Origin of the sequence: Kineococcus haloalkalitolerans, assembly GCF_050871905.1 — a bacterium.
Taxonomy (GTDB): domain Bacteria; phylum Actinomycetota; class Actinomycetes; order Actinomycetales; family Kineococcaceae; genus Kineococcus.
Genome location: NZ_JBJLSH010000029.1, coordinates 13546 through 34470 on the forward strand (window position 1 = coordinate 13546; position 20925 = coordinate 34470).

The window sequence follows — 20925 nt, forward strand, 5'->3', positions numbered from 1 at the left end:
GGGGGTCCCGGCGGGACCCTCACGCGGCCGGCTGCTCGTCGACCACGAGGGTCTCCGCGCTGCGGGTGCGGGCCGTCTTGGCCCACGTGCGCTGACCGCGGGCCACCCGCAGCACCGCCCACCAGCCGGCGAGGTACCACAGCCACGCGTACAGCACGTACAGGTGCGCGTAGGCCATCGCCGTGCGCAGGGGCACGGGCGTGCGCGTCCAGTACACGTAGCCCAGCACGGGCGCCAGGGCGAACGTGATGGCGTAGAAGCCGAGCAGCACCAGCGGCTCGGTGGCCAGGAACGCCACGAGCGGGTGGCCGGTGTCCAGCAGCGACAGGACCACCCAGCCGAGCAGCAGCGGCGGCAGGACGCTCGTCAGGAGGATGACGAACGGCGCCGTCAGGTGGTGCAGCAGGTCCAGGCTCGTGCGCACCCCCAGGGGTGAGCTCACCACCAGCGGCACCCGGCGCAGGCACTGCAGGTGGCCCTGGAACCACCGCGAGCGCTGGCGCACCAGGCGGCGCGGCGACAGCACCGCCTGCTGGGCCACGTAGGTGCCCGGGCAGAAGTCGTTGCGCCAGCCGAGCGCCAGCAGGCGCAGGCCGAGGTCCAGGTCCTCGGTCAGGCACGGCGTCCACGGCGCGCGGCCCAGCTGCTGCAGCGCGCTCAGGCGGGTGAACTGCCCGTTGCCGCCCAGCCCGACGCTGCCCACCCGGGTGCGGGCCCGCTGGTAGACCTCGGTGAACGCCACGAACTCCAGGTCCTGCATGCGCGCCAGCAGCGACTCCTCCACGTTGTACATGCGCACCCCCACCTGCGCGCCGCCGCAGCGGGGATCGGCGAAGCTGCGCGCGGCCTCCTCGAACATCCCCGGCGCGGGCCGGCCGTCGGCGTCGAGGACGACCACGACGACGTCCCGGGGGTCGTGGCCGGCGACGATGTCGGAGTCGCAGACGTGCCGGTAGGCGGCGTTCAGCGCCTCGCCCTTGCCCCGGCGCGCGTGCGGCGGCCGCCGGCGCAGCAGGTGCACGCGGGGGTCCTCGCGGGCGTGGGCGAGCACGAGGTCGGCGGTGGCGTCGGTGGAGCCGTCGTCGACGACGAGCACGAGGACGTTGCCGGGCGCGGAGGCCCGCAGCCGCGCGAGGCTGCGGTCGATGACCACCCCCTCGTCCAGGCAGGGCACGAGGACCACGAACACCAGCTCGCGCGGCGGGTCGGCCGTGCGGGCGCGGGTGGTGCGCGACAGGGCGAACATCACGCCGCTGTGCCCCAGGAACAGGACGATCGTCAGCGTGATGGGCAGCAGCGGGTTCACCGGGCGGCCTGGAACCCGCCCACGAGAGCCGGCCCGGCCGCGACGGTCGGCGGGGCGGTCGGGGCGGTGCGCAGCGGGACCGGCACCGGGGCGGCGTCCCGGCGCGCCAGGTCCGCGGCCAGCCGCCGCACCACGCGCTCGGAGGCGAGCCCGTCGCCGAAGGGGTTCTCCGCGGCGGCCATCCGCGCGTGCGCCTGCGGGTCGTCCAGCAGTTCCAGCGCGCGCTCCAGGACCACGTCGGGGTCGGTGCCGACGAGCGCCGCGGTGCCGGCGCGCACCCCCTCGGCCCGCTCGGTGGTGCGCCGCAGCACGAGCACGGGCACGTCCAGGGACGGGGCCTCCTCCTGCACGCCGCCGGAGTCGGTGAGGACGAGGTCGGCCTCCGCCAGCGTGGCGGTGAAGTGCAGGTAGTCCAGCGGTTCGGTGACCACCACGCCCGGGTGCCCGGCCAGCACGGGCAGCAGCGACTCGCGCACCGCGGGGCTGGGATGGACGGGCAGCACGACCTCCACGTCGCGCAGGTCCGCCAGCCGCGCCACCGCGCGCGCCAGGCCCGTCATGACCTCGCCCTGGTTCTCCCGCCGGTGCAGGGTCAGCAGGACGCGCCGGGGCGCGGCTGCCCCCTCCGGGCGGGGCGTGAACGCCGAGGTGCCCAGGCCGTGCCGCACGACCCACAGCAGGTTGTCCACGACGGTGTTGCCGGTGACCTCGACGTCCTGCTCCCGCACCCCCTCGCGCAGCAGGTTGACGCCGGCGGGCAGGGTCGGCGCGAAGTGCCACGTGCTGAGGTGGGTGATGACGCGGCGGTTGACCTCCTCGGGGAAGGGGTCGCCGCGCGAGCCGGAGCGCAGGCCCGCCTCCACGTGCGCGACGGGGACGTCGGCGTAGAAGCCGCACAGCGCGCCGCACAGCGCGGTGGTGGTGTCGCCCTGCACGACCACCGCGTCGAACGCGCCGGCGCGCAGGACCTCGCCGAGCCCCTCGCACAGGCGCGCCGTCAGCGAGCTCAGCGGCTGGCGGGGGCGCATGACGTCCAGCGCCACGTCGGCCTCGACACCGAGCTGGGGCAGGACGTCGGCGACCAGCTCGCGGTGCTGCCCGGTGGTGACGACGACCGGCTCGAGGTCCGGTGAACTCCGCATGGCCCGGACGACGGGGGCGAGCTTGACCGCCTCGGGCCGCGTGCCGAGGACGACGGCGGTGCGGTACCGCCGGGCGGGTGCTCCGGGAACAGGGGTGCGGCTCATGACGACCTCCGGTCAGGAGTGGTCTTCGGTCAGGTGCCCGCCCGACGGCGCGGCGGTGCGCGGGTGCGGGCGGGGGCGCGACGCCACCGGGTCGGTGCGCAGGTCCAGCACCTCCTCGCCGGCCCGGCGGGGGGTGCGCAGCAGGCGGCCGGCGGCGACCCCCCGCGCCGCCGTGCGCAGGTCGTGCAGGACGGGGTGCCGGGAGGGCGTCTGGTGACGCCCGCGGTGCCGGGCGCCCGCGCCGCCCGGTGGAGCTCCGGCGGTTCCGGCGGTGCGGGCGGCCGGGAGGGGGATGCCGACCCGGCTCGTCCGGACGGCGTGGGCGGCCCGGTGCGCGGCTGCGCGTCGGGACAGCTTCAGGGCGACGGTCACGAGGGCGAGGGTCGCGGCGGCGGTGAGGTACAGGGCGAAGGCGACGCCCACGGCGGGCAGCAGGTGGTCGGTGACGACATCGGCGCGGTGGGTGGTCCCACCCAGGGCGAGGATCCATGGTTCAGCGGTCGTGGACACCGGTGCCCTCCCGCGGTAGGTCCGAGCGCCGTGGTTCGACGGGGGCACTGTGGCGCAACGGAGCGTGGAGGGGGAGGGGTTTCGGGGAAACTCGTCGTGACCCTGTGTAAATAGTGACGAGGTACCTACTCAACGTGGCCGGTCGGTGCGACGGAAACCCGAGGCCAGGTTCCGATCACCGGGGGACGTCCTGAACCGGTGCGCGTTTTCCCGTGCTGATCACCCACAAGGGTGATCCTCTGAAGGTTGTCGCACGCTGAGTTCTCGGTGGTCACCGTCGGTCGATGCTCTGAAGGTTCGCCGGGAACTCCTGGTTGATCGGGCCACGAGCGTGCTATCCCTGTCCCGTCGCTGGACCGCACCGGCGAGCAGCCCCACCGCTCCGCATCCTGCCTCACTCTCCGTGGTCGATGGTGACCACGCATCGTCACCTCCGGCTCGATCCCCGTCGCCCGGACCACAGGAGGTCCCGTGCACCCCGATGACGACCCCCGCCGCCCCGACCGTGGTACCCCCGGGTTCTCCCGGCGCGCTGCCCTGCGCACCGCCGCGCTCGCCGCCGCGCTCGCCGGCGCAGGCGTGCCCGCCGGCGCAGCGGCCGCGCCACCGGGCCGGCGCCCCGGCCGGCGGGCCCGGTTGCGCGGCGTCGAGCGCCAGCGCCGGCTGCCCTCCCCGCCGCGCCCGCCGCGCCTGCGCCCCGAACCCCGCCCCGTCGGGGCCACTGCGCTGTCCGCCCCGACGGCCACCACGCTCGCCGCCCCGGCACCCGTCACCGGCGCCGGCTTGAGCACGGCCGCGACGACGCTCGTGCTGTACGACAGCACCGGAACCTGGGGGTGGTTGGGGGAGCTGTACGCGCAGCAGACGGCCAACCTGGCCTCCCGGTTCGGCTCCTGGACGGCCATGCCCGTCGTCTCCTACACGGCCGGGACGCTGTCGTCCTACACGGCCGTCGTCTACATCGGGTCCACCTACGACGAACCCCTGCCGGCCGCGTTCCTCGCCGACGTCCTGGCCACCGCCAAGCCGGTCGTGTGGATGTACAGCAACATCTGGCAGCTCACGGCCGCCGACCCCGCGTTCGCCACGCGCACCGGCTGGACGTGGACGCAGTACGACTTCGCGCCGGTCGCCGCGGTGACCTACAAGGGGCAGCGGCTGAGCCGCGACCCGCAGAACCAGGGCGGGATCATGGGGGTGGACGTCACCGACCCGGCGAAGGCCTCGCTCCTGGCCACCGCCACCCGCGCCGACGGGTCCACGATCCCGTGGGCCACCCGCTCCGGGAACCTCACCTACCTGGGCGAGGTGCCGTTCTCCTACGTCGACCACGGAGACCGGTACCTGGCCTTCTGCGACCTGCTCTTCGACGCGCTGGCACCGTCGACACCGACGCGGCGGCGGGCGCTGGTGCGCATCGAGGACGTCGGACCGGACGCCGACCCGGCGGAGCTGCGCGCCGTGGCGGACCACCTGTCCTCCGAGCGCGTCCCGTTCAGCGTCGCGCTCTACACCCGCTACGTCGACCCGCGCGGCACCTACAGCGGCGGCGTCGCGCAGGACTACCCCCTCACCTCGCGCCCGCAGGTGGTCAGCGCCCTGAAGTACATGCAGTCCAAGGGCGGGACGCTGCTCGTCCACGGGTACACCCACCAGTTCGGGACGCTGGACAACCCGTACGACGGCGTGAGCGCGAACGACTTCGAGTTCTTCGCCGCCCACGTCGACGCGAACGACAGCGTGATCTACGACGGACCGGTGCCGGGGGACTCCACGGCGTGGGCGACCGGCCGGATCACCTCCGCGCTGCAGCAGTTCAGCCAGGCCGGGCTGCGGACCCCGACCATCTTCGAGTTCCCGCACTACGCCGGCAGCGCCACCGACTACCGGGCCGTGGCCTCCCGCTTCGGCACCCGCTACGAGCGCGGCCTGTACTTCGGCGGGCTGTTCAGCGGTGCCGTCGACCACAAGCGGCTGAACGGCCAGTACTTCCCCTACGCCGTGCGGGACCTGTACGGGACCAAGGTCCTGCCCGAGTCCTGCGGCAACGTCGAGCCCGAGGCGTTCAACAACCACCCGGCCCGGTTCCCCGCCGACCTGGTGGCCACCGCGCGCGCGAACCTCGTGGTGCGGGACAACGTCGCGAGCTTCTTCTACCACCCCTACCTCGGCACGGCGTACCTGCGCGAGACGATCACCGGGTTCAAGGGGCTGGGCTACACGTTCGTGGCGCCCTCGGCGGTGTGAGCGCCGCCCCCGCCCCGGGAGCCGCTCCTCAGAGGTTCCCGAGGCGGGGGCGGGCGCGCCGGGCGACCGCCCCCGGCGCGCGGCCGGCGAGCGCGGCCCACACGGGCGAGGGCGGCAGGGCGTCGTCGAGGTAGTACCACCAGTACGTCCCGCCGCCGGTGAGCGGGTGCGAGGCGGCGACGGCCGAGTACCAGCGCGCCACCTCCACCTTCCCCCCGGCCGGGTCGCGCGAACCCCACCACCAGCGGGGTTCCAGGTCCGGTCCGCCGTACCCCAGCTCGCCGACCAGCAGCCGCTGGTCGGGGTAGGCGCGCTGCAGGGTCCGCAGCACCCGGTCGACCGCCGGGCCCAGCGGGTGCTCCTCCGGGTACACCGACAGGGCCAGGTCGTCCACGTCGGCCAGGTCCGCGGCGGGCAGGTGGTCCGCGGCCCACTGGAACAGCGAGTCCTCCGGGTCGTCCTCCCCCAGCTGCCAGTACAGGGTGAGGACGGTGCGGGCGGTGGAGTTCTCCTTCACGTACCGCGCGGCCCAGACGGCGCGCTCGGCGGCGTCCGGGACCACCCACCCGCCGTTGACCTCGTTGCCGACCTCCCACGCCGCCACGCCCGGCAGCGCCCCCACGTACTCGGCCACGCGCCGGCGCCAGCCCGCCGCGTCCACCGCCCCCGACTGCGTGGAGTCCAGGAACTGCCCCAGCACGTGGACGCCCGCGGCGCGCGCCGCGTCCACGTCGGCGCGGTACGAGGACGCCGGGCGCGCCGCGTCGAAGACGAGGCGCACCCACGGCTCGCGCGCGCCGGCGCCGGCCAGCTCGCGCACCCCCACCAGGGCGTCGTGGCGCGAGGGGTCCTCGAACGTGACGGCCACCTGCCGCCCGGGCGCGGGCACCGCCGCCGGCCCGCCCAGCAGCTGCACCTGGGCGGCGACGGCCGCGTCGAACGCCCGCGCGGACAGCGCGCCCTCGCGGGCCGCGTCCGGGGCGGCGAGCGCGGCCGCGCGCAGCTCGCGGGCCCGCTCGCGCTCGCGCTCCACCGCGGCGGGCACCGGGCCCGGGCGGCGGGAGACCAGGCCGTCGAGGTCGTCCAGGGCCTGCTGCGCGATGAGCGTCGTGAACTCGTAGCTGCCGGGCGCGGGCAGGTCCAGCAGGAGCATCACGTACCCGGAGGCGGAGGGCCACGCCGTCGCCAGGGTCACCTCGCCCGCGGGCCGCTCGAGGGCGAACGACGCGCGGCCGGGTTCCACCGGCCACGCCGACACCACGGTCAGGTCGTCGCCGTGCAGCAGCAGGTCGTCCTCGCCGTCCTCGCCCGTCCCGGCCGACTGCAGGTCCCGGACGGCGGCGAGGTCGAGCAGGCGCCCGTCCGCGTCGTGCACCGAGAGCTCGAGGCGCCCCGCGGGGGTGACCGCGGAGTCCCGGGCGGGCGGTCCGGGGTCCGGCGCGCACGAGCACGCCAGGACGAGGACGAGGGCGGCCACGACCGCCCGCGAGGAGCGCTGCACGCGACCTCCCGGTGCTCCGACCCGGTGCGGACAGCACCTCCCGCGGCGCCGTCGTGCCCGCGAGCATGGCACGCCCGGAGGCCCGCCGCCGGGGTTCGCCCGGGCCCGGTCCGCGGCCGCGGCGGTGGACCGGACGGTGACCGGGAACCCCGAACCGGTTCCCGCCGGAGCGCGCCCGTGCCACGATGCCGCGGTGCCGCCCAGCCGAGCACCTGGCCGCCTCGACCGCGGCCGCGCCCCCGAGGAGGACGCCGACACCGGCGCGCTGCACGTCGTGCGGCCCGCCCCGCCGCGGCGCGCGGCGCGCCGGCGCACCCCCCTGCTGCTGTGCGCGGTGCTCGCGCTCGCCCTCGCCGCGGCCGCCGCCGTGGTCTGGCGCACCGGGCCGCCGGGCTGGGGCGCCGGGCCGGAGGTGTGGGTGGACGGCTCCGAGCACGGGGAGTGGCTGGCGGTCTTCAACGGCGAGGGCAGCACCACGTTCGACGACGGGGCGCTGCGGCTGTCGCCCCGCCCGGCGGCGCGGCCCGAGGAGACCCACGCGGGGCTCGTGGTGTCGGCGGCCCACTACGACGACGTCGACTGGACCGTCACCATGCACACCCTGGAGCGGACCCGGGTCGGCGCGCCGAACCCGTGGGAGGTCGGGTGGGTGCTGTGGGCGTACACCGACCACGACCGCGCCTACTACTTCACGCTCAAGCCCAACGGCTGGGAGCTCGGGAAGCTCGATCCGCGGTTCGAGGGCGGCCAGCGGTTCCTGGCCACCGGCGGCGCCCCGGCCGAGGAGGGCGTGCCGCACCGCGTGCGGGTGCGCCAGCTCGCCGCGACGGTCGACGTGTGGGTCGACGGCCGGCACGTGGTGACGTACACGGACGAGGAGGACCCCTACCTGACCGGTGCCGTCGGGATGTACTCCGAGGACGCCGTCGTGGAGTTCACCGGGATGCGCGCGCAGCCGGCCCGCCGCTGACGCGCGGCCGCACCACCGGCCGGGGGTTCAGGCGGTGAGGACGAGCGGCCCGTCCTCGGTGATCGCCACGGTGTGCTCGCTGTGCGCGGTCCTCGCGCCGGTGGCGCTGCGCAGCGTCCACCCGTCGGCGTCGGTGACCAGCTCGTCGGTGTCGGCCATGATCCACGGCTCGATCGCCAGCAGCAGGCCCGGCTGCAGCCGGTAGCCGCGGCCGGGGCGCCCCGCGTTCGCGACGTGCGGGTCCTGGTGCATCGTCGAGCCGACACCGTGCCCGCCGAACTGCGTGTTGACGGAGTACCCCGCCCCCGTCAGCACGGCGCCGATCGCGTGGGAGAGGTCCCCGGTGCGGGCGCCCGGCACCGCGGCGGCGATGCCCGCCTCCAGCGCCCGCCGCGTCGTCTCGATCATCCGCACGTCCTCGGCGTCGGCGCGCTCGCCGACGGTGAAGCTGACGGCGGAGTCGGTGACGACCCCGTCCAGGGAGGCGGCGAAGTCCAGCGTCAGCAGGTCCCCGTCGGCCAGGGCGTAGTCGAACGGCTTGCCGTGCAGGACGGCGTCGTTGACCGAGGTGCAGATGTGGTGGCCGAACGGGCCCCGCCCGAAGGACGGCGCGTAGTCGACGTAGCAGGACACGGCGCCCGCGTCGGCGATCATCCGCTGCACCCACGCGTCGATCTCCAGCAGGTTCGTCCCGACCCCCGCGCGCTCGCGCACGTCGCGCAGCACGCCGGCGACGAAGCGCCCGCTGGCCTGCGCCCGGCGCACCTCGGCGGGGGTGAGCAGCTCGATCACGGTGGTGTCCTCCGGGGGTCGACGGTGCGGCCCCGCGATGCTACGGCGCGCGCCGCCGCGGTCGCCCGCCCGCTGGCGCCGCAGCGATCGCGCGCTCGCTAGCGTCTGGGGGGTGGACGTCGCCCGCTCGGTGCCCCTGTTCGCCCTGGCCGCGCTGTGCGAGATCGGCGGGGCCTGGCTGGTCTGGCAGGGGGTGCGCGAGCACCGCGGCTGGGTGTGGATCGGGGCGGGGGTCCTCGCGCTCGGCCTGTACGGGTTCGTCGCGACCCTGCAGCCGGACGCGAACTTCGGCCGGGTCCTCGCCGCCTACGGCGGGGTGTTCGTCGCCGGGTCGCTGCTGTGGGGGGCGGCGCTCGACGGCTTCCGGCCCGACCGCTGGGACGTGGCGGGCGCTCTCGTCTGCCTGGCCGGCGTCGCGATGATCATGTACGCGCCGCGCCCGGCCGCCTGACGCGGGCCGCGCCCTCAGCCGCCCCCGCCCAGCAGCGTGGAGCCGTCGACGGCGAGGACCGCGGCCACCACGCACCACAGCACCGTCCCCGCGCCCACCCACGCCGTCGCCCGGCCCGGCATCCCCCAGCGGGCGAAGACCCGCTGCGAGCGCTCGCGCCGCGCCGAGGAGCGGGCCCCGGCGCGCGCCGACGGCCGCTCCCGCCCGCGGCGGGCGAGCCACCACGCCCGCAACCGGGCACCGGCGTAGGCGGCCACCGCCACCGTCAGCAGGTTCCCCGCCAGCCCGGCCAGGACCACCGCGACGGGGTCGAGGCCGCTGAGGATGCCCACGGGCACCACGACCACCGCCTCCAGCCACGGCAGCGCACCACCGGCGAACACCCCTGCCAGACCACCCGGCTGCACGCCTCCCCTCCCGTCCCCGCGAGTCTCGCCACCGCGCGCGGGAGGCGAGCCCGGCCCGGCCGCGCCGGTGCGAGGATCGCCGCGGCGGCCGCCGGGGCCGCCGCGCGCGAGAGGACGACGACGTGCCCGAGCAGCCCCGCAAGACCGTCCTGTGCTTCGGCGACTCCCTCACCTGGGGGTGGCGGCCCGTCGAGCACGGCGTGCCCAGCGAGCGGTACCCGCGTGAGCTGCGCTGGACCGGGGTGATGGCGCAGGCCCTGGGAGACGGGTACCTCGTCGTCGAGGAGGGCCTCAACGGCCGCACCACCACGGCCGACGACCCGATGGACCCGCGGCTGAACGGCTCGGCGTACCTGCCCGCGGCGCTGGCCAGCCACCTGCCCCTGGACCTCGTCGTCGTCATGCTCGGCACCAACGACACCAAGGCGCACTTCCACCGCTCCCCGTTCGACATCGCCGTGGGCGCCGCGACCCTGCTGGGGCAGGTCACCGCGTCGGCGGGCGGCATCGGCACCGCCTACCCGGCCCCGCGCGCGCTGCTGGTGGCGCCGCCGCCGCTGGGGGAGGTCACCGGCCCGTGGTTCCGGGCCCTGTTCGAGGGGGCGCGGGAGAAGACGCTGGCGCTGCCGGAGCTGTACGCCGCGGCCGCCGCCCACCACGGGGCGGCGTTCTTCGACGCCGGCACCGCGACGGCCACGACGGGCGTCGACGGCATCCACCTGGCGCCGCGGGACAACGAGGCCCTCGGCGTCGCGCTCGCGGCCCGCGTGCGGGAGGTCCTGGGTGGCTGAGGACCCGGGGGAGGAGACGGGCTGGACGAGCACCGGGCAGTTCCGCCGCTCGTGGCCGGTGCCGGACCCGCGCGGCGCCGTGGTCGTCGTCCACGGCCTGCACGAGCACGGCGGCCGCTACGCCGGGGTGGCCGCCGCCCTGAACCGCGCCGGGTACGCCGTGCACGCCGTCGACCACCCGGGGCACGGGCGCTCGCCGGGGCGGCGCGGGGACGTCGGTTCGCTGGCGGCGACCGTGGCCGGGGTGGACGCGCTCGTCGACCACGCGGTGGCCGCTCACCCGGGCACACCGGTGGTCGTCCTCGGGCACAGCCTGGGCGGGCTCGTCGCCGCCACCCACCTGTCGGGCGCCCCCCACCCGGCGGTGGTCGGCGGGGTGCTGTCCGCGCCGGCGCTGTCGCTGGACGACGTGCCGCCGCTGCAGCGGCGCCTGGTGCGCCTGCTGGCGCGGGTGGCCCCCGGTCTGGGCGTGCGCGAGCTGGACGTGGACGCCGTCAGCCGCGACCCGGACGTGGTGCGCGCCTACCGCGCGGACCCGCTGACCGTGGCGGGGCGGGTGCGGGCCCGCACGGCCGCGGAGACCGTCCGAGCTATCGAGGCGCTGCCCGCGCGCCTGGCCACGACGACGCTGCCGCTGCTCGTCCTGCACGGCGACGCCGACCGGCTCGTCCCACCCGCGGCGTCCGAGGTGGTGCGCCGCTGCGCCGCCTCGCGCGACGTCACCGTGCACCGCTACCCGGGCCTGTTCCACGAACCGCACCACGAGCCGGAGCGCGAGCGGGTCCTCGCCGACGTCGTCGCCTGGCTGGACGAGCGCCTGCCGGCCCGCTGAGGGCGCTCAGCCGGCGACGACCTGCCGTCCGATCTCCCCGCCCGGCACGGGCCGGCCGGTGTGCCAGCCCTGCACGACGTCGCAGCCCAGGGCGCGCAGGACGTCGAGGGTCGCGCGGTCCTCCACGCCCTCGGCGACGACCCGCAGCTCCAGGGCGCGCGCCAGGCCGGTGATGCCCTCGACGAGGGCGTGGGCGACGCGGCGGGCGGCGGGGTCCTCGGCGGTCAGCTCCGCCACGAACGAGCGGTCCACCTTCACCTCGTGCACGGGCAGCCGCTGCAGGTACGACAGGCTGCTGTGCCCGGTGCCGAAGTCGTCCAGCGACAGGGTGACGCCGCTGTCGGCGAGGCGGCGCAGCACCTGCACGCTCTGGCGGGGGTCGCCCATGACGGCGCTCTCGGTGATCTCCAGCACGAGCCGGTCGGCGGGCACGCCGGCGCGGGCGAGCGCCTCCCCGACCCGGCGGGGCAGGTCCGCGTCGCCCAGGTTGCGGGCCGACAGGTTCACCGCCACCGACAGGTCCAGCCCGGCGTCCAGCCACTCGCGGCACTGCCGCAGCGCCACCGCGAGGACGTGCCGGGTGAAGGGGTGCACGAGCCCCGTGGACTCCACGAGGGGGACGAACGCGGCGGGGGACAGGGGCCCCAGCCGCGGGTGCGTCCAGCGCACGAGCGCCTCGACCCCGGTGACGGCACCCGTGCGCAGGTCCACCTTCGGCTGGTAGTGCAGGCCCAGCGCCTCGTCGCCGCGCTCCACGGCCGTGTGCAGGTCCGCCAGCAGCGACAGGCGCTCCGCGCGGCCGCTGTCCAGGTCCGGCTCCCACACGCGGTACCCGCCGCCGGCCGTCTTCGCCGCGTACATCGCGGTGTCGGCGTGGCGCAGGACGTCCGCGGGCCGCTCGCCGGGCGCGCTGACCGCGATGCCGGTGCTGACGGCCGTGCTCACCGTCGCGTCCGCGAGCGCCACGGGCGGTCGCACCGCCTCCGCGACGGCCACGGCGAGCTGCTCGGCGGCCTCGCGCACGTCCCCGCCGGTGACCAGGACCGCGAACTCGTCGCCGCCCAGGCGCACCACGGTGCTGCCGGGCGGGGCGACCGACCGCAGCCGCCGCGCGACGACCTGCAGCAGCTCGTCGCCGGCGGGGTGGCCGAGGGTGTCGTTGACCTCCTTGAAGCGGTCGAGGTCCAGCAGCAGCACCGCGACGGGCCCGCGCGGCACGGCCTCGGCCAGCCGCTGCTGCAGCAGGGCCCGGTTGCCCAGGCCGGTCAGCTCGTCGTGGGTGGCGTCGTGCTGCAGCCGGTCCACGAGGCGGTCGTTCTGCAGCCGCACCCCCAGGTGACCGGCGAACGCCTGCAGCAGCCGCAGGTCGTCGCGGTCGAACGAGGTGGTGTCGCCGACCCGGTCCACGACGAGCAGCCGCGCCGGCACACCGCCGGCCGGGACCGGCACGAGGAGGGCGTCCCCGGCGCCGGCGGTGGACAGCAGCCGCGCGGCGGCCGGCGGGCCCGACGCGTCGAGCAGGTGCGCGCCGCCGTCGGCCAGCAGCTCGTCCAGCAGGTCCGCGGGCGCGGGCGCGTGGTCGTCGCCGTCCTCCTGGACGACGTGGTGGCGGACCTTCCCGGCCGGGCCCACGACCAGCTCGACGCGGCGCGCGCGCAGCACCGTGCGCGCGTGCTCCAGGAGCTGGGCCACGAGGTTCCCGTCCCGCGCGGCGGCTGCGACGGAAGCCGCGTCGATGAACTCCTGCACCGTCTGCAGGGACTGGTGGCGCCGGCGCAGCACCAGGTAGCCGCGGTAGGCGGCGGCCGTCGTCGCCGTCAGCGCCGCCAGGAGGGCGACGCCGAGCGGGCCGTCCTGCCACAGGACGACCGCGGTGCACGCGACGACGACGTTGATGACGACGAACACCGCTGCGGGAACCAGCGCGTGGAAGACGTCGGCGAAGCGCATCCGTCCGCTGTTGATCCGGATGACGAGCAGCACGAGCAGGCTGGTCACCAGGTCACCGACGGCCATGGCCAGGTAGCAGGCGGCGGCGACGTTCCAGGTCAACGCGGGAGCTGTCCCGGCGAACTGGCCGACGAGGACCAGGAGGAGGACGCAGTCGAGCGCGTAGGAGGCGGTGTTGAAAGCGAACTTGACCGGTGAGGCGCGCTGGACCGCGAAGGCGCACACGGCTGCTCCGACCCGGACGGCGATGAGGTGCTGCGGGTCGCACGACAGCACGCCGAGCAGGAGGGGGATGCCGGAGAGGGAGAAGGAGTAGGCCTGGTCGCGGACCTCGACCAGGGCTTGGCCGAGCTCCGTCACGAAGAAGGCGCCGAAGAGGACGATCAGGACGACGACCGCGCTCGTGCCGGTGCTCCCGGGCAGGACCGGGTGCTCGGGGACGTGAGACCAGAGCAGGGTCGCGGCGAGGGCGATGACGACGGTGAGGCCTACTGTCGCGACAGTGCGCGGTGGGATCGCTGAGACCGCTCGACCCACGTCCCCACCTCCGCTCCTCCGTCACCTCGGAGTGATCTCGTCGGGCGTCGAGTATCGCTGTAGCGACGTGGGAACGGGTGCCGCCAAGTTCCCCCGTACGGACCAGGGGGAACCTAGCGGCACCCGTGCGTTTCGACGAGGTGCTCGGCTCGTCAGCTCCAGCGGGCGGTGCTCCAGCGGGCGGTGCTCCAGCGGGCGGTGCTCCAGCGGGCGGTGCTCCAGCGGGCGGTGCTCCAGCGGGCGGTGCTCCAGCGGGCGGTGCTCCAGCGGGCGGTGGACCAGCGGGCGGTGGACCAGCGGGCGGTGGACCAGCGGGCGGTGGACCAGCGGGCGGTGGACCAGCGGGCGGTGCTCCAGCGGGCGGTGGACCAGCGGGCGGTGGACCAGCGGGCGGTGGACCAGCGGGCGGTGCTCCAGCGGGCGGTGCTCCAGCGGGCGGTGGACCAGCGGGCGGTGGACCAGCGAGCGGTGCTCCAGCGGGCGGTGCTCCAGCGGGCGGTGGACCAGTCAGCCCGCTCGGGAGCCACGGCCCAGCCGTTGCCCGTCCACTGCGCGCCGTTCCAGCGGCCGCCGTCCCAGGCGGTGCCGGCGCGGGAGGCGGTGGCCCAGGCGGCGGCGTCGAACGGGCTGCCGTGGACGTCGACCTCGCCGGCGAGGACGTCGCCGTTCAGCGGGTCGACGAGGTGGGAGGTGCCGCGGGCGGCGTCGAGGCTGCCGGTGCCGGTGGCCTCGGGGAAGCGCTGCTGCACGTCGGCGGCCTTGACGGCGGGCAGCGCGTCGAGGGCGGCGGCGACGTCGAGCTGACCGGCGCCCTGGTCGACCGCGTCGGTGCCGGCCAGCGGGTCGGCGGTGGACACGAGCGCGGCCTTGACCTCGTCGGGGGTCAGGGTCGGGTCGGCCTGCAGCAGGAGCGCGGCGGCGCCGCTGACGACGGCGGCGGCCTGGGAGGTGCCGCTGCCGCGGAAGAGGGCGCCGGTCTCGTCGCCGTCGACGAGGCCCTCGGGGTGCTCGCGGTCGACGGTGGAGCCGGGCACGCGCAGGGAGGTCACGGAGCGGCCGGGGGCGACGAGGTCGACGTGGCGCTCGGCGGTGCCGCGCTGGGAGAAGGAGGCGACGGCCGGGTCGTCCCAGCCGTCGACGTCCCCGCCGGCGTCGGTGGCGCCGACGGCGATGACGTAGGGGTCGATGGCGGGGTTGGTCAGCCGGCCGGGGGCGGTGCCGCCGTTGCCGGCGGAGGCGACGACGACGATGCCGTGGCGCCAGGCGTTCTCGGCGGCGGCGGCCAGCGGGTCCACCTCGTAGGGCTGCAGGGAGTCGGTGCCGTAGGACAGGTTGACGACGCGCACGTCGAGGTCGCCGTCGGCGCGGTGCTGCACGACCCAGTCGAGGGCGGCGACGACCTGGCTGACGTCGGTGCTGCCGGCGCTGTCGCCGAGCTTGAGTCCGAGGACCTGCGCGCCGGGGGCGATGCCCTCGGCGGCGTCGGGGTCGGCCGAGCCGGTCGCGTCGGCGGCGACGATGCCGGCCAGGTGGGTGCCGTGGCCGAAGGTGTCCGGGCCGAGGTCGACGGGCAGGTCGGCCTCCAGCGACAGGTCGGGGCCCTGGACGAGCTTGCCGGGGGCGTCGAGGCCCGGGACGGGGGCGACGCCGGAGTCGAGGACGGCGACGGTGACCCCCTCGCCGGTGAGGGCGCGGCCGGCCGCGTCGCGCTGCGCGTGGACGTCGGTGGCGCCGACCGCGGCGGCGATCGTGCGCAGGGACCCCGCGTCGGTGGTGGCGTCGTAGGAGCGCACCGACGCCGCGGTGGTCCCCGCCTGCGCGGGGGCCGCGAGCGCCGGGGTGACCGCCACGGCGATGCCGGCGACCACTGCGGTGGCTCGTCCCTTGCCCGTCCAGACCACACCCATGCCGTAGCACCTCATCACTGTGAGTAGTTGATCGTTGCGCCACCAGGTGACCACGGACGGGCACCGTCGTGGGCGGGACGTCACCGCGATCACCCGTTCGGACCGCGCTGGCGGTCCGGACGGCTCAGCGTCCCGCGCTCGGAGCGTAGGCGTGCAGGCGCGCCGGGTCGGCGGACACGAGCACGCGGTGGCCGGGGGCCAGTCCCAGCGCGGCGGCGCGCGCCGGCGCCAGGTCGACCGCGGCGCGCGGGGCCCCGTCGACGTCCACCCGCACCACCTCGGTGCGCGGCTCCACCGCGGTGACGGTGCCCGGCCACGCGGTGCGGGCCGGGTCCACCGGCTCGGTCGGGTCACCGCCGGCGCCGACGGGGTGGACGTCGAGGTCGGCCGGGCGCGCCGCGACGAGCGCCCGGTCACCGACGGCCAGGCCGCCCGTGCGGCACGGCAGGAGCGGCCCGTCGTCGAGGGCGACGCGCCCGGCGCCCACCACGCGCCCGGACCACAGCGCGACCCCCACGAGGTCGGCGACGTACGCCGTGGCCGGCCGCGCCGCCACCTCGGCGGGCGTGCCGTCCTGCACCACCCGGCCGTCCTCCAGCACGACGACGTGGTCGGCGAGCACCACGGCCTCCAGCGGGTCGTGCGTGACGAGGACCGAGGGGCCGTCGAAGGCGCGCAGCCACCGCTGCAGCTCCCCGCGCACCTGCCGGCGCGCGCCCGCGTCGAGCGCGGCCAGCGGTTCGTCCAGCAGCAGCAGGGCCGGGTCGGCGGCCAGCGCCCGCGCGAGCGCCACGCGCTGCGCCTGCCCGCCCGACAGCTCCCGCGGCCGGCGCCCGCGCAGCGCGGCGATGCCCAGCCGCTCGAGCACCTCGTCCGCGTGCCGGCGGGCCGCGCGCCGGCGGTGCCCGCGCGAGCGCCGCGAGAACGCCACGTTGTCCAGGACGCTCAGGTGCGGGAACAGCCGGTGGTCCTGGAACACCACCCCGGCCCGGCGCTCGGCGGGCGCGGCGAGCACCCCGTCCGCGGGGGCGTCCCACACCTGCCCGCCGACCTCGATCCGCCCGGCCCGCAACGGGACCAGCCCGGCCAGGGCGCGCAGCGCCGTCGACTTGCCGGCGCCGTTGGGGCCGACCACGGCCAGCACCTCGCCCGGCCCGGCCCGCAGGCGCGCCCGCAGGGAGAACTCCCCGCGCCGCACGTCCAGGTCGGCGTCCAAGCCAGGCGCGGGACCGTCGCCGGGGACGTTCACGCGGCGGTGCCGCCGGGCCGCAGCCACCGGTCGCGCAGCAGCAGCAGGACGGCGACGGACACCGCCAGCAGCACCAGGCTCAGCGCGACCGCCGACGGCGGGTCGGTCTCGAACGCCCGGTACACCGCGGACGGCATGGCCTGGGTGACGCCGGGCAGGTTCCCGGCGAAGGTGACGGTGGCGCCGAACTCCCCGAGGGCGCGCGCCCAGCACAGGACGGCGCCGGCGGCCAGGCCCGGCGCCACCAGGGGCAGGGTGACGCGGCGGAACGTCGTGGCGGGGCCCGCGCCGAGCGTCGCGGCGGCCTCCTCCAGCCCGGCGTCGGCCGAGCGCAGCGCCCCCTCCACCGACACGACGAGGAACGGCATCGCGACGAACGTCTGCGCCACGACGACGGCGGCCGTGGTGAACGGCACCTGCACGCCGAACCACTCCCAGCCCCACCGGCCGACGATCCCGTTGCGGCCGTAGGCGAGCAGCAGCGCCACCCCGCCGACGACGGGCGGCAGGACCAGCGGCAGCGTCACCAGCGCCCGCAGCGCGGGAACGGCCCGCGAGCGCGAGCGCGCCAGCACGAACGCCAGCGGCACGCCCAGGACGACGGCCACCGCCGTCGCGGCGGTCGCCGTCACCAGCGACAGGCGCAGCGCCTGCACGGCCTGCGTCGCGGTCAGCAGGCGCGGCAGGTCCGCCCACGGCGCGAGGGCGACCATCCCCGCCAGCGGGAGCAGCAGGAACGCGGTCGCGACGGCCGCCGGGGCGCGCAGGGGCACCGGCACCCGCTCGTGGGCGGGGCGGCGCGCGGCCTCCGGGCGCCCGCTCACGGCGTGCCGAAACCCGCGCCGCGCAGCACCTCCCGGCCCTCCTCGGACAGCACCAGGTCGACGAACCGCTGCGCGAGCTCCGGGCGCGCGCTGCCCGACAGCGTCGCGACCGGGTACGTGGTCGAGGCGTTCACGTCGGCGGGCACCGCGACCGCCTCGACGGCGTCCCCGGCCGCGCGCACGTCGGTGACGTACACGAGGGCGGCGTCCACCTCGCCGAGCACGACCTTGGCGAGGGTGGCCTTGACGTCCGACTCCTCGGTGACCGGGCGCACGTCGACCCCGGCGGCGCGGAACACCTCCTGCGCCGCCGCGCCGCACGGCACCTGCGCCTGGCACAGCGCCACCCGCACCCCGGGGCTGGCCAGGTCGGCGACGCCCCCCACACCGGCGGGGTTGCCGGGCGGGACCGCGATCGCGGTCTCGTTGCGCGCGAACGCGACCGGCTCACCGACCAGCCCTTCCCCGGCCACGGCGGCCATCACCGGCTCCGAGGCGGTGGCGAGCACGTCGGCGGGCACGCCCTGGCGCACCTGGGTCGCCAGCGCGGAGGAGGCGCCGAAGCTGAACGTCACGGCCGTGCCGGGCTCCTGCGCCTCGAAGCGGCGGCCGAGCTCCTCGAACGTGCCGGTGAGGGAGGCGGCGGCCAGCACGAGCAGCTCGCCGTCCTGCTCGCCGTCGCGCGCGGCGCCGGGGGCCGCTCCGCAGCCGGCGAGCAGGAGCACCACCGCCGCGGCGGCGGTGAGCGCGCGGCGCACGTCAGGACCCCGGGATCTCGACGACGACGTTGGTGGCCTTGACGCTGGCCACGGCCACCACGCCGGGTTCCAGCGCCAGCTCGTCGGCGGCTTCCCGGCTCATCAGCGAGACGACCCGGAACGGCCCGGCCTGGACCTCCACCTGCGCCATCACGGTGTCCTTCACCACGCGGGTGACCAGGCCCGTGAAGCTGTTGCGCGCCGAGCGGGCCACGCTCGTGCGGGGGCCGTCGTCGCCGGTGGCGGACTCCTCGGCCAGGCGGGCGAGGTCGGCACCGTCCACGGTGAGCCGGCCCGCCGCGTCGGTGGCCGCCGGCAGCCGCCCGGCGTCGATCCAGCGGCGCACCGTGTCGTCGCTGACCCCCATCAGCCGGGCCGCCTCGCGCACCCGCAGGACCGTCGTCACCCGGCCAGGCTAACCGCGTCCGCGGCCCGCTGGGTCGGACGGCGCCGCAGGTGCGGTCGGGCGTCGGTCCGGGTGCCGCGTACGGGATCGCGACCGTCATCGCCCGACACGCCGTACGAGGACGCCCCGGGGACGGTGTGTCGTCCGACGACGGTCGCGATCCCGTACGGCCGGCTGCACCGCCACCGCTGTCGGGCCGGTGCGGAGACCGCGCGCGGCGGCCGCACGGGACACGGGACCGGGTCCTAGGCTCGACCGCGTGCGGTGACGGTGGTCCAGGCGCTGGAGGAGCTGCGCCGCGCGGCCGGTGACGGGCGCCGTGGAGCGCCTGGTCAGCCGCGTCGTCGACCTCGCCGTCGACGTCGACGCGCACGTCGCGGCGACCGCGCTGGGCCGCGCCCCGGCGGACTACCGCTCGTCCTTCGGTCTGGCGGCACGGGCCGGTGCGCTGACGGACGAGCCGGCGCGGGAGCTGGCCCCCTCCGCGGGGCTGCGGGACGTCCTCGTCCACCAGGACGCGGACCTCGACCTCGCCGTGCTGGCCGCCTCGGTGCCGCGCCTGCTCGACGGCTACCGCCGCTACGTGGGCGAGGTCGCCGCGTACACCGCCACCCGCGGCGGGGGCTGACCCCCGCGCGGTCGACCGGTTCGACCGGTGGCCGGGCCCGCGCGCGGGTACGGTCCGCCAGCGTGAAGCCGTTCCTCCTGCTGGCCACCCGCGAGGACGACGCCGTCGCCGACGCGGAGGCCGCCGCCGTCGCCCGCTACGGCGGCCTGGGCCCGGGGGAGCTGGTGCGGGTGCGCCTGGAGCGCGACCCGATGCCGGAGCTGGACCTGGCCGGGGTCTCCGGCATCGTCGTCGGCGGCAGCCCCTTCTGCACGAGCGATCCGGAGGAGGCCAAGTCCGCGGCGCAGCGGCGCGTGGAGCGCGAGCTGGCCCTGCTCCTGGACCGGGTCGTCGCCGGTGACGTGCCGTTCCTCGGCGCCTGCTACGGCATCGGGACGCTGGGCGTGCACCAGGGCGGCGTCGTGGACCGCGCGTTCGGCGAGCCCATCGGCACCGTGCCCGTGTCGCTGACGGACGCCGGGCGCGCCGACCCCGTCTTCGGCGACCTGCCGGCGACGTTCGACGCCTTCGTCGGGCACAAGGAGGCGCTGCGCGTGCCGCCGCCGCACGCCGTCGTCCTGGCGACCTCCCCGTCCTGCCCGGTGCAGGCGTTCCGGGTGGGGCGCAACCTCTACGCCACCCAGTTCCACCCGGAGCTGGACGCCGAGGGGATCGTGCAGCGCGTCACCGCCTACCGGGACGAGGGCTACTTCCGCCCCGAGGAGTTCGACGACGTCGTGGCGCGGGTGCGCGGGGCGCGCGCCGAGGCCGCCCAGCGGGTGCTGCGGCGCTTCGTGGACCGCTACCGCCGCTGAGGGCGGCGCCTCAGCCGCCGAGCAGCGGCCGCAGGTTCTCCACCCACACGTCGTGCCCCAGGCGCAGCACGAGGGCCGTGACGACGACGAGGAACACCGCGCGCACGAACCGGGTGCCGTGCGAGATCGCCATCCGCGAGCCCAGGTAGCTGCCGGCGACGTTGCACACGCCCAGCAGCAGCCCGAGCACCCACACGACCGACCCGTGCGGGGCGAAGAACAGCAGGGCCCCGATGTTCGTGGCGAGGTTCACGGCCTTGGCCTTCGCGCTGGCGCGCAGGAAGTCGTACCCGACGAGGCCGACGAGGGCGATGACGAGGAAGCTGCCCGTGCCCGGGCCCAGGACCCCGTCGTAGAACCCGACGAGCGCGCCCACGGCGACGGCGACGCCGTAGTGGGCGCCGCCGGAGAACCGCAGGCTCGTCAGCTCGCCCATCGTGGGCCGCAGCGCCGTCCAGACGGCCACGACGACCAGCGCGCCGACGATGACGGGTTTGAACACGTCCGCCGGCAGCGAGGCCGCGACCGACGCCCCCGCGAACGCCCCGCCCAGGGCGACCGCGGCCATCGGCAGGACCGTGCGCAGGTCCGGGCGCACCCGCCGCAGGTACGTCAGGGTGCTGGTCGCCGTGCCGAACACCGAGCCGAGCTTGTTGGTCGCCAGCGCCTGCACCGGGCTCAGGCCGGGCACGAGGAGCAGGGCGGGCAGCTGCACGAGCCCGCCGCCGCCGACGACGGCGTCCACCCAGCCGGCGGCGAACGCGGCCAGCAGGAGCAGGGCGGCCGTGGTGGGGCTGAGCTCGACGCCCGCGGGCAGG

The 20925-nt window shown here is 76.7% G+C and carries 20 protein-coding genes and 1 pseudogene; 8 read left to right on the forward strand and 13 right to left on the reverse strand.

Going from position 1 to position 20925, the window contains the following annotated elements; genetic code table 11:
• Nucleotides 1-19: 19 nt before the first annotated feature.
• Genes ACRYMY_RS12400 through ACRYMY_RS12410 form a run of 3 tightly spaced genes read right to left on the reverse strand, consistent with a single transcriptional unit; the run spans nt 20 to nt 3063 of the window.
• Complete coding sequence (locus ACRYMY_RS12400; RefSeq protein ID WP_432547562.1) at nt 20-1306, reverse strand: glycosyltransferase family 2 protein; 1287 nt, start codon at nt 1304-1306, stop codon at nt 20-22.
• Nucleotides 1303-2553: a non-hydrolyzing UDP-N-acetylglucosamine 2-epimerase gene (gene wecB, locus ACRYMY_RS12405; protein ID WP_432547563.1), complete on the reverse strand. Its 1251-nt coding sequence runs from the start codon at nt 2551-2553 to the stop codon at nt 1303-1305. Before wecB ends, ACRYMY_RS12400 begins: the two co-directional genes overlap by 4 nt.
• A 12-nt stretch (nt 2554-2565) precedes the next feature.
• Complete coding sequence (locus ACRYMY_RS12410; protein WP_432547564.1) at nt 2566-3063, reverse strand: hypothetical protein; 498 nt, start codon at nt 3061-3063, stop codon at nt 2566-2568.
• A 471-nt stretch (nt 3064-3534) separates the two neighbouring features.
• On the opposite strand from ACRYMY_RS12410, the gene ACRYMY_RS12415 reads away from it, so the two are divergent.
• Nucleotides 3535-5310, forward strand: coding sequence for a DUF2334 domain-containing protein (locus tag ACRYMY_RS12415; RefSeq protein WP_432547565.1), 1776 nt, complete (start codon nt 3535-3537; stop codon nt 5308-5310).
• A gap of 28 nt (nt 5311-5338) precedes the next feature.
• Here the strand turns inward: ACRYMY_RS12415 and ACRYMY_RS12420 are convergent, their stop codons facing one another.
• Nucleotides 5339-6811 (reverse strand): glycoside hydrolase family protein, encoded by a 1473-nt coding sequence (locus tag ACRYMY_RS12420; protein ID WP_432547566.1) that lies wholly within the window; start codon nt 6809-6811, stop codon nt 5339-5341.
• Between the two features lie 193 nt (nt 6812-7004).
• Between ACRYMY_RS12420 and ACRYMY_RS12425 the strand changes: the two genes are divergently transcribed.
• Nucleotides 7005-7781, forward strand: a complete 777-nt coding sequence (locus tag ACRYMY_RS12425; protein WP_432547567.1) for a calcium-binding protein — start codon at nt 7005-7007, stop codon at nt 7779-7781.
• A gap of 27 nt (nt 7782-7808) precedes the next feature.
• Here the strand turns inward: ACRYMY_RS12425 and map are convergent, their stop codons facing one another.
• A complete protein-coding gene (gene map, locus ACRYMY_RS12430; protein WP_432547568.1) occupies nt 7809-8573 on the reverse strand; it encodes a type I methionyl aminopeptidase in 765 nt (254 codons plus the stop codon).
• 112 nt (nt 8574-8685) lie between these two features.
• On the opposite strand from map, the gene ACRYMY_RS12435 reads away from it, so the two are divergent.
• A complete protein-coding gene (locus tag ACRYMY_RS12435; protein ID WP_432547569.1) occupies nt 8686-9024 on the forward strand; it encodes a YnfA family protein in 339 nt (112 codons plus the stop codon).
• A 14-nt stretch (nt 9025-9038) separates the two neighbouring features.
• Here ACRYMY_RS12435 and ACRYMY_RS12440 read toward each other — a convergent pair whose 3' ends face one another.
• Entirely contained in the window at nt 9039-9431 is a 393-nt protein-coding gene (locus ACRYMY_RS12440; RefSeq protein WP_432547570.1) for a small multi-drug export protein, read from the reverse strand.
• Nucleotides 9432-9553: 122 nt separating this feature from the next.
• Between ACRYMY_RS12440 and ACRYMY_RS12445 the strand changes: the two genes are divergently transcribed.
• On the forward strand, nt 9554-10222 hold the full coding sequence (locus ACRYMY_RS12445) for an SGNH/GDSL hydrolase family protein (protein ID WP_432547571.1): 669 nt from the start codon (nt 9554-9556) through the stop codon (nt 10220-10222).
• Nucleotides 10215-11054, forward strand: a complete 840-nt coding sequence (locus ACRYMY_RS12450; protein ID WP_432547572.1) for an alpha/beta hydrolase — start codon at nt 10215-10217, stop codon at nt 11052-11054. Before ACRYMY_RS12445 ends, ACRYMY_RS12450 begins: the two co-directional genes overlap by 8 nt.
• Before the next feature lie 6 nt (nt 11055-11060).
• Here ACRYMY_RS12450 and ACRYMY_RS12455 read toward each other — a convergent pair whose 3' ends face one another.
• Nucleotides 11061-13541: a putative bifunctional diguanylate cyclase/phosphodiesterase gene (locus ACRYMY_RS12455; protein ID WP_432547573.1), complete on the reverse strand. Its 2481-nt coding sequence runs from the start codon at nt 13539-13541 to the stop codon at nt 11061-11063.
• A gap of 198 nt (nt 13542-13739) precedes the next feature.
• Here ACRYMY_RS12455 and ACRYMY_RS12460 point away from each other — a divergent pair, with 198 nt between their 5' ends.
• A complete protein-coding gene (locus ACRYMY_RS12460) occupies nt 13740-14345 on the forward strand; it encodes a hypothetical protein (RefSeq protein ID WP_432547598.1) in 606 nt (201 codons plus the stop codon).
• 17 nt (nt 14346-14362) lie between these two features.
• On the opposite strand, the pseudogene ACRYMY_RS12465 reads toward ACRYMY_RS12460, so the two are convergent.
• From ACRYMY_RS12465 to ACRYMY_RS12485, 5 genes and pseudogenes are all read right to left on the reverse strand, one after another.
• A pseudogene (locus ACRYMY_RS12465) lies at nt 14363-15463 on the reverse strand (S8 family serine peptidase); the annotation flags it as partial.
• A 109-nt stretch (nt 15464-15572) separates the two neighbouring features.
• Nucleotides 15573-16664 carry an ABC transporter ATP-binding protein gene (locus ACRYMY_RS12470; RefSeq protein ID WP_432547574.1) on the reverse strand — a complete coding sequence of 364 codons (1092 nt, stop codon included), beginning with the start codon at nt 16662-16664 and terminating at the stop codon, nt 15573-15575.
• Nucleotides 16665-16693: 29 nt separating this feature from the next.
• Entirely contained in the window at nt 16694-17521 is an 828-nt protein-coding gene (locus tag ACRYMY_RS12475) for an ABC transporter permease (RefSeq protein ID WP_432547575.1), read from the reverse strand.
• Nucleotides 17518-18279 (reverse strand): molybdate ABC transporter substrate-binding protein, encoded by a 762-nt coding sequence (modA, locus tag ACRYMY_RS12480; RefSeq protein ID WP_432547576.1) that lies wholly within the window; start codon nt 18277-18279, stop codon nt 17518-17520. Before modA ends, ACRYMY_RS12475 begins: the two co-directional genes overlap by 4 nt.
• Nucleotide 18280: 1 nt before the next feature.
• Complete coding sequence (locus tag ACRYMY_RS12485) at nt 18281-18685, reverse strand: TOBE domain-containing protein (protein ID WP_432547577.1); 405 nt, start codon at nt 18683-18685, stop codon at nt 18281-18283.
• 319 nt (nt 18686-19004) lie between these two features.
• Here ACRYMY_RS12485 and ACRYMY_RS12490 point away from each other — a divergent pair, with 319 nt between their 5' ends.
• A complete protein-coding gene (locus ACRYMY_RS12490) occupies nt 19005-19313 on the forward strand; it encodes a DUF86 domain-containing protein (protein ID WP_432547578.1) in 309 nt (102 codons plus the stop codon).
• Between the two features lie 62 nt (nt 19314-19375).
• Nucleotides 19376-20107 carry a glutamine amidotransferase gene (locus tag ACRYMY_RS12495; RefSeq protein WP_432547579.1) on the forward strand — a complete coding sequence of 244 codons (732 nt, stop codon included), beginning with the start codon at nt 19376-19378 and terminating at the stop codon, nt 20105-20107.
• Between the two features lie 10 nt (nt 20108-20117).
• Here ACRYMY_RS12495 and ACRYMY_RS12500 read toward each other — a convergent pair whose 3' ends face one another.
• Nucleotides 20118-20924, reverse strand: coding sequence for a TSUP family transporter (locus ACRYMY_RS12500; protein ID WP_432547599.1), 807 nt, complete (start codon nt 20922-20924; stop codon nt 20118-20120).
• Nucleotide 20925 lies beyond the last annotated feature (1 nt).

What these genes read in the sequence shown, in the direction of transcription:
- wecB (WP_432547563.1), bottom strand. Translation starts at nt 2,553, where the DNA reads ATGAGCCGCACCCCTGTTCCCGGAGCACCCGCCCGGCGGTACCGCACC.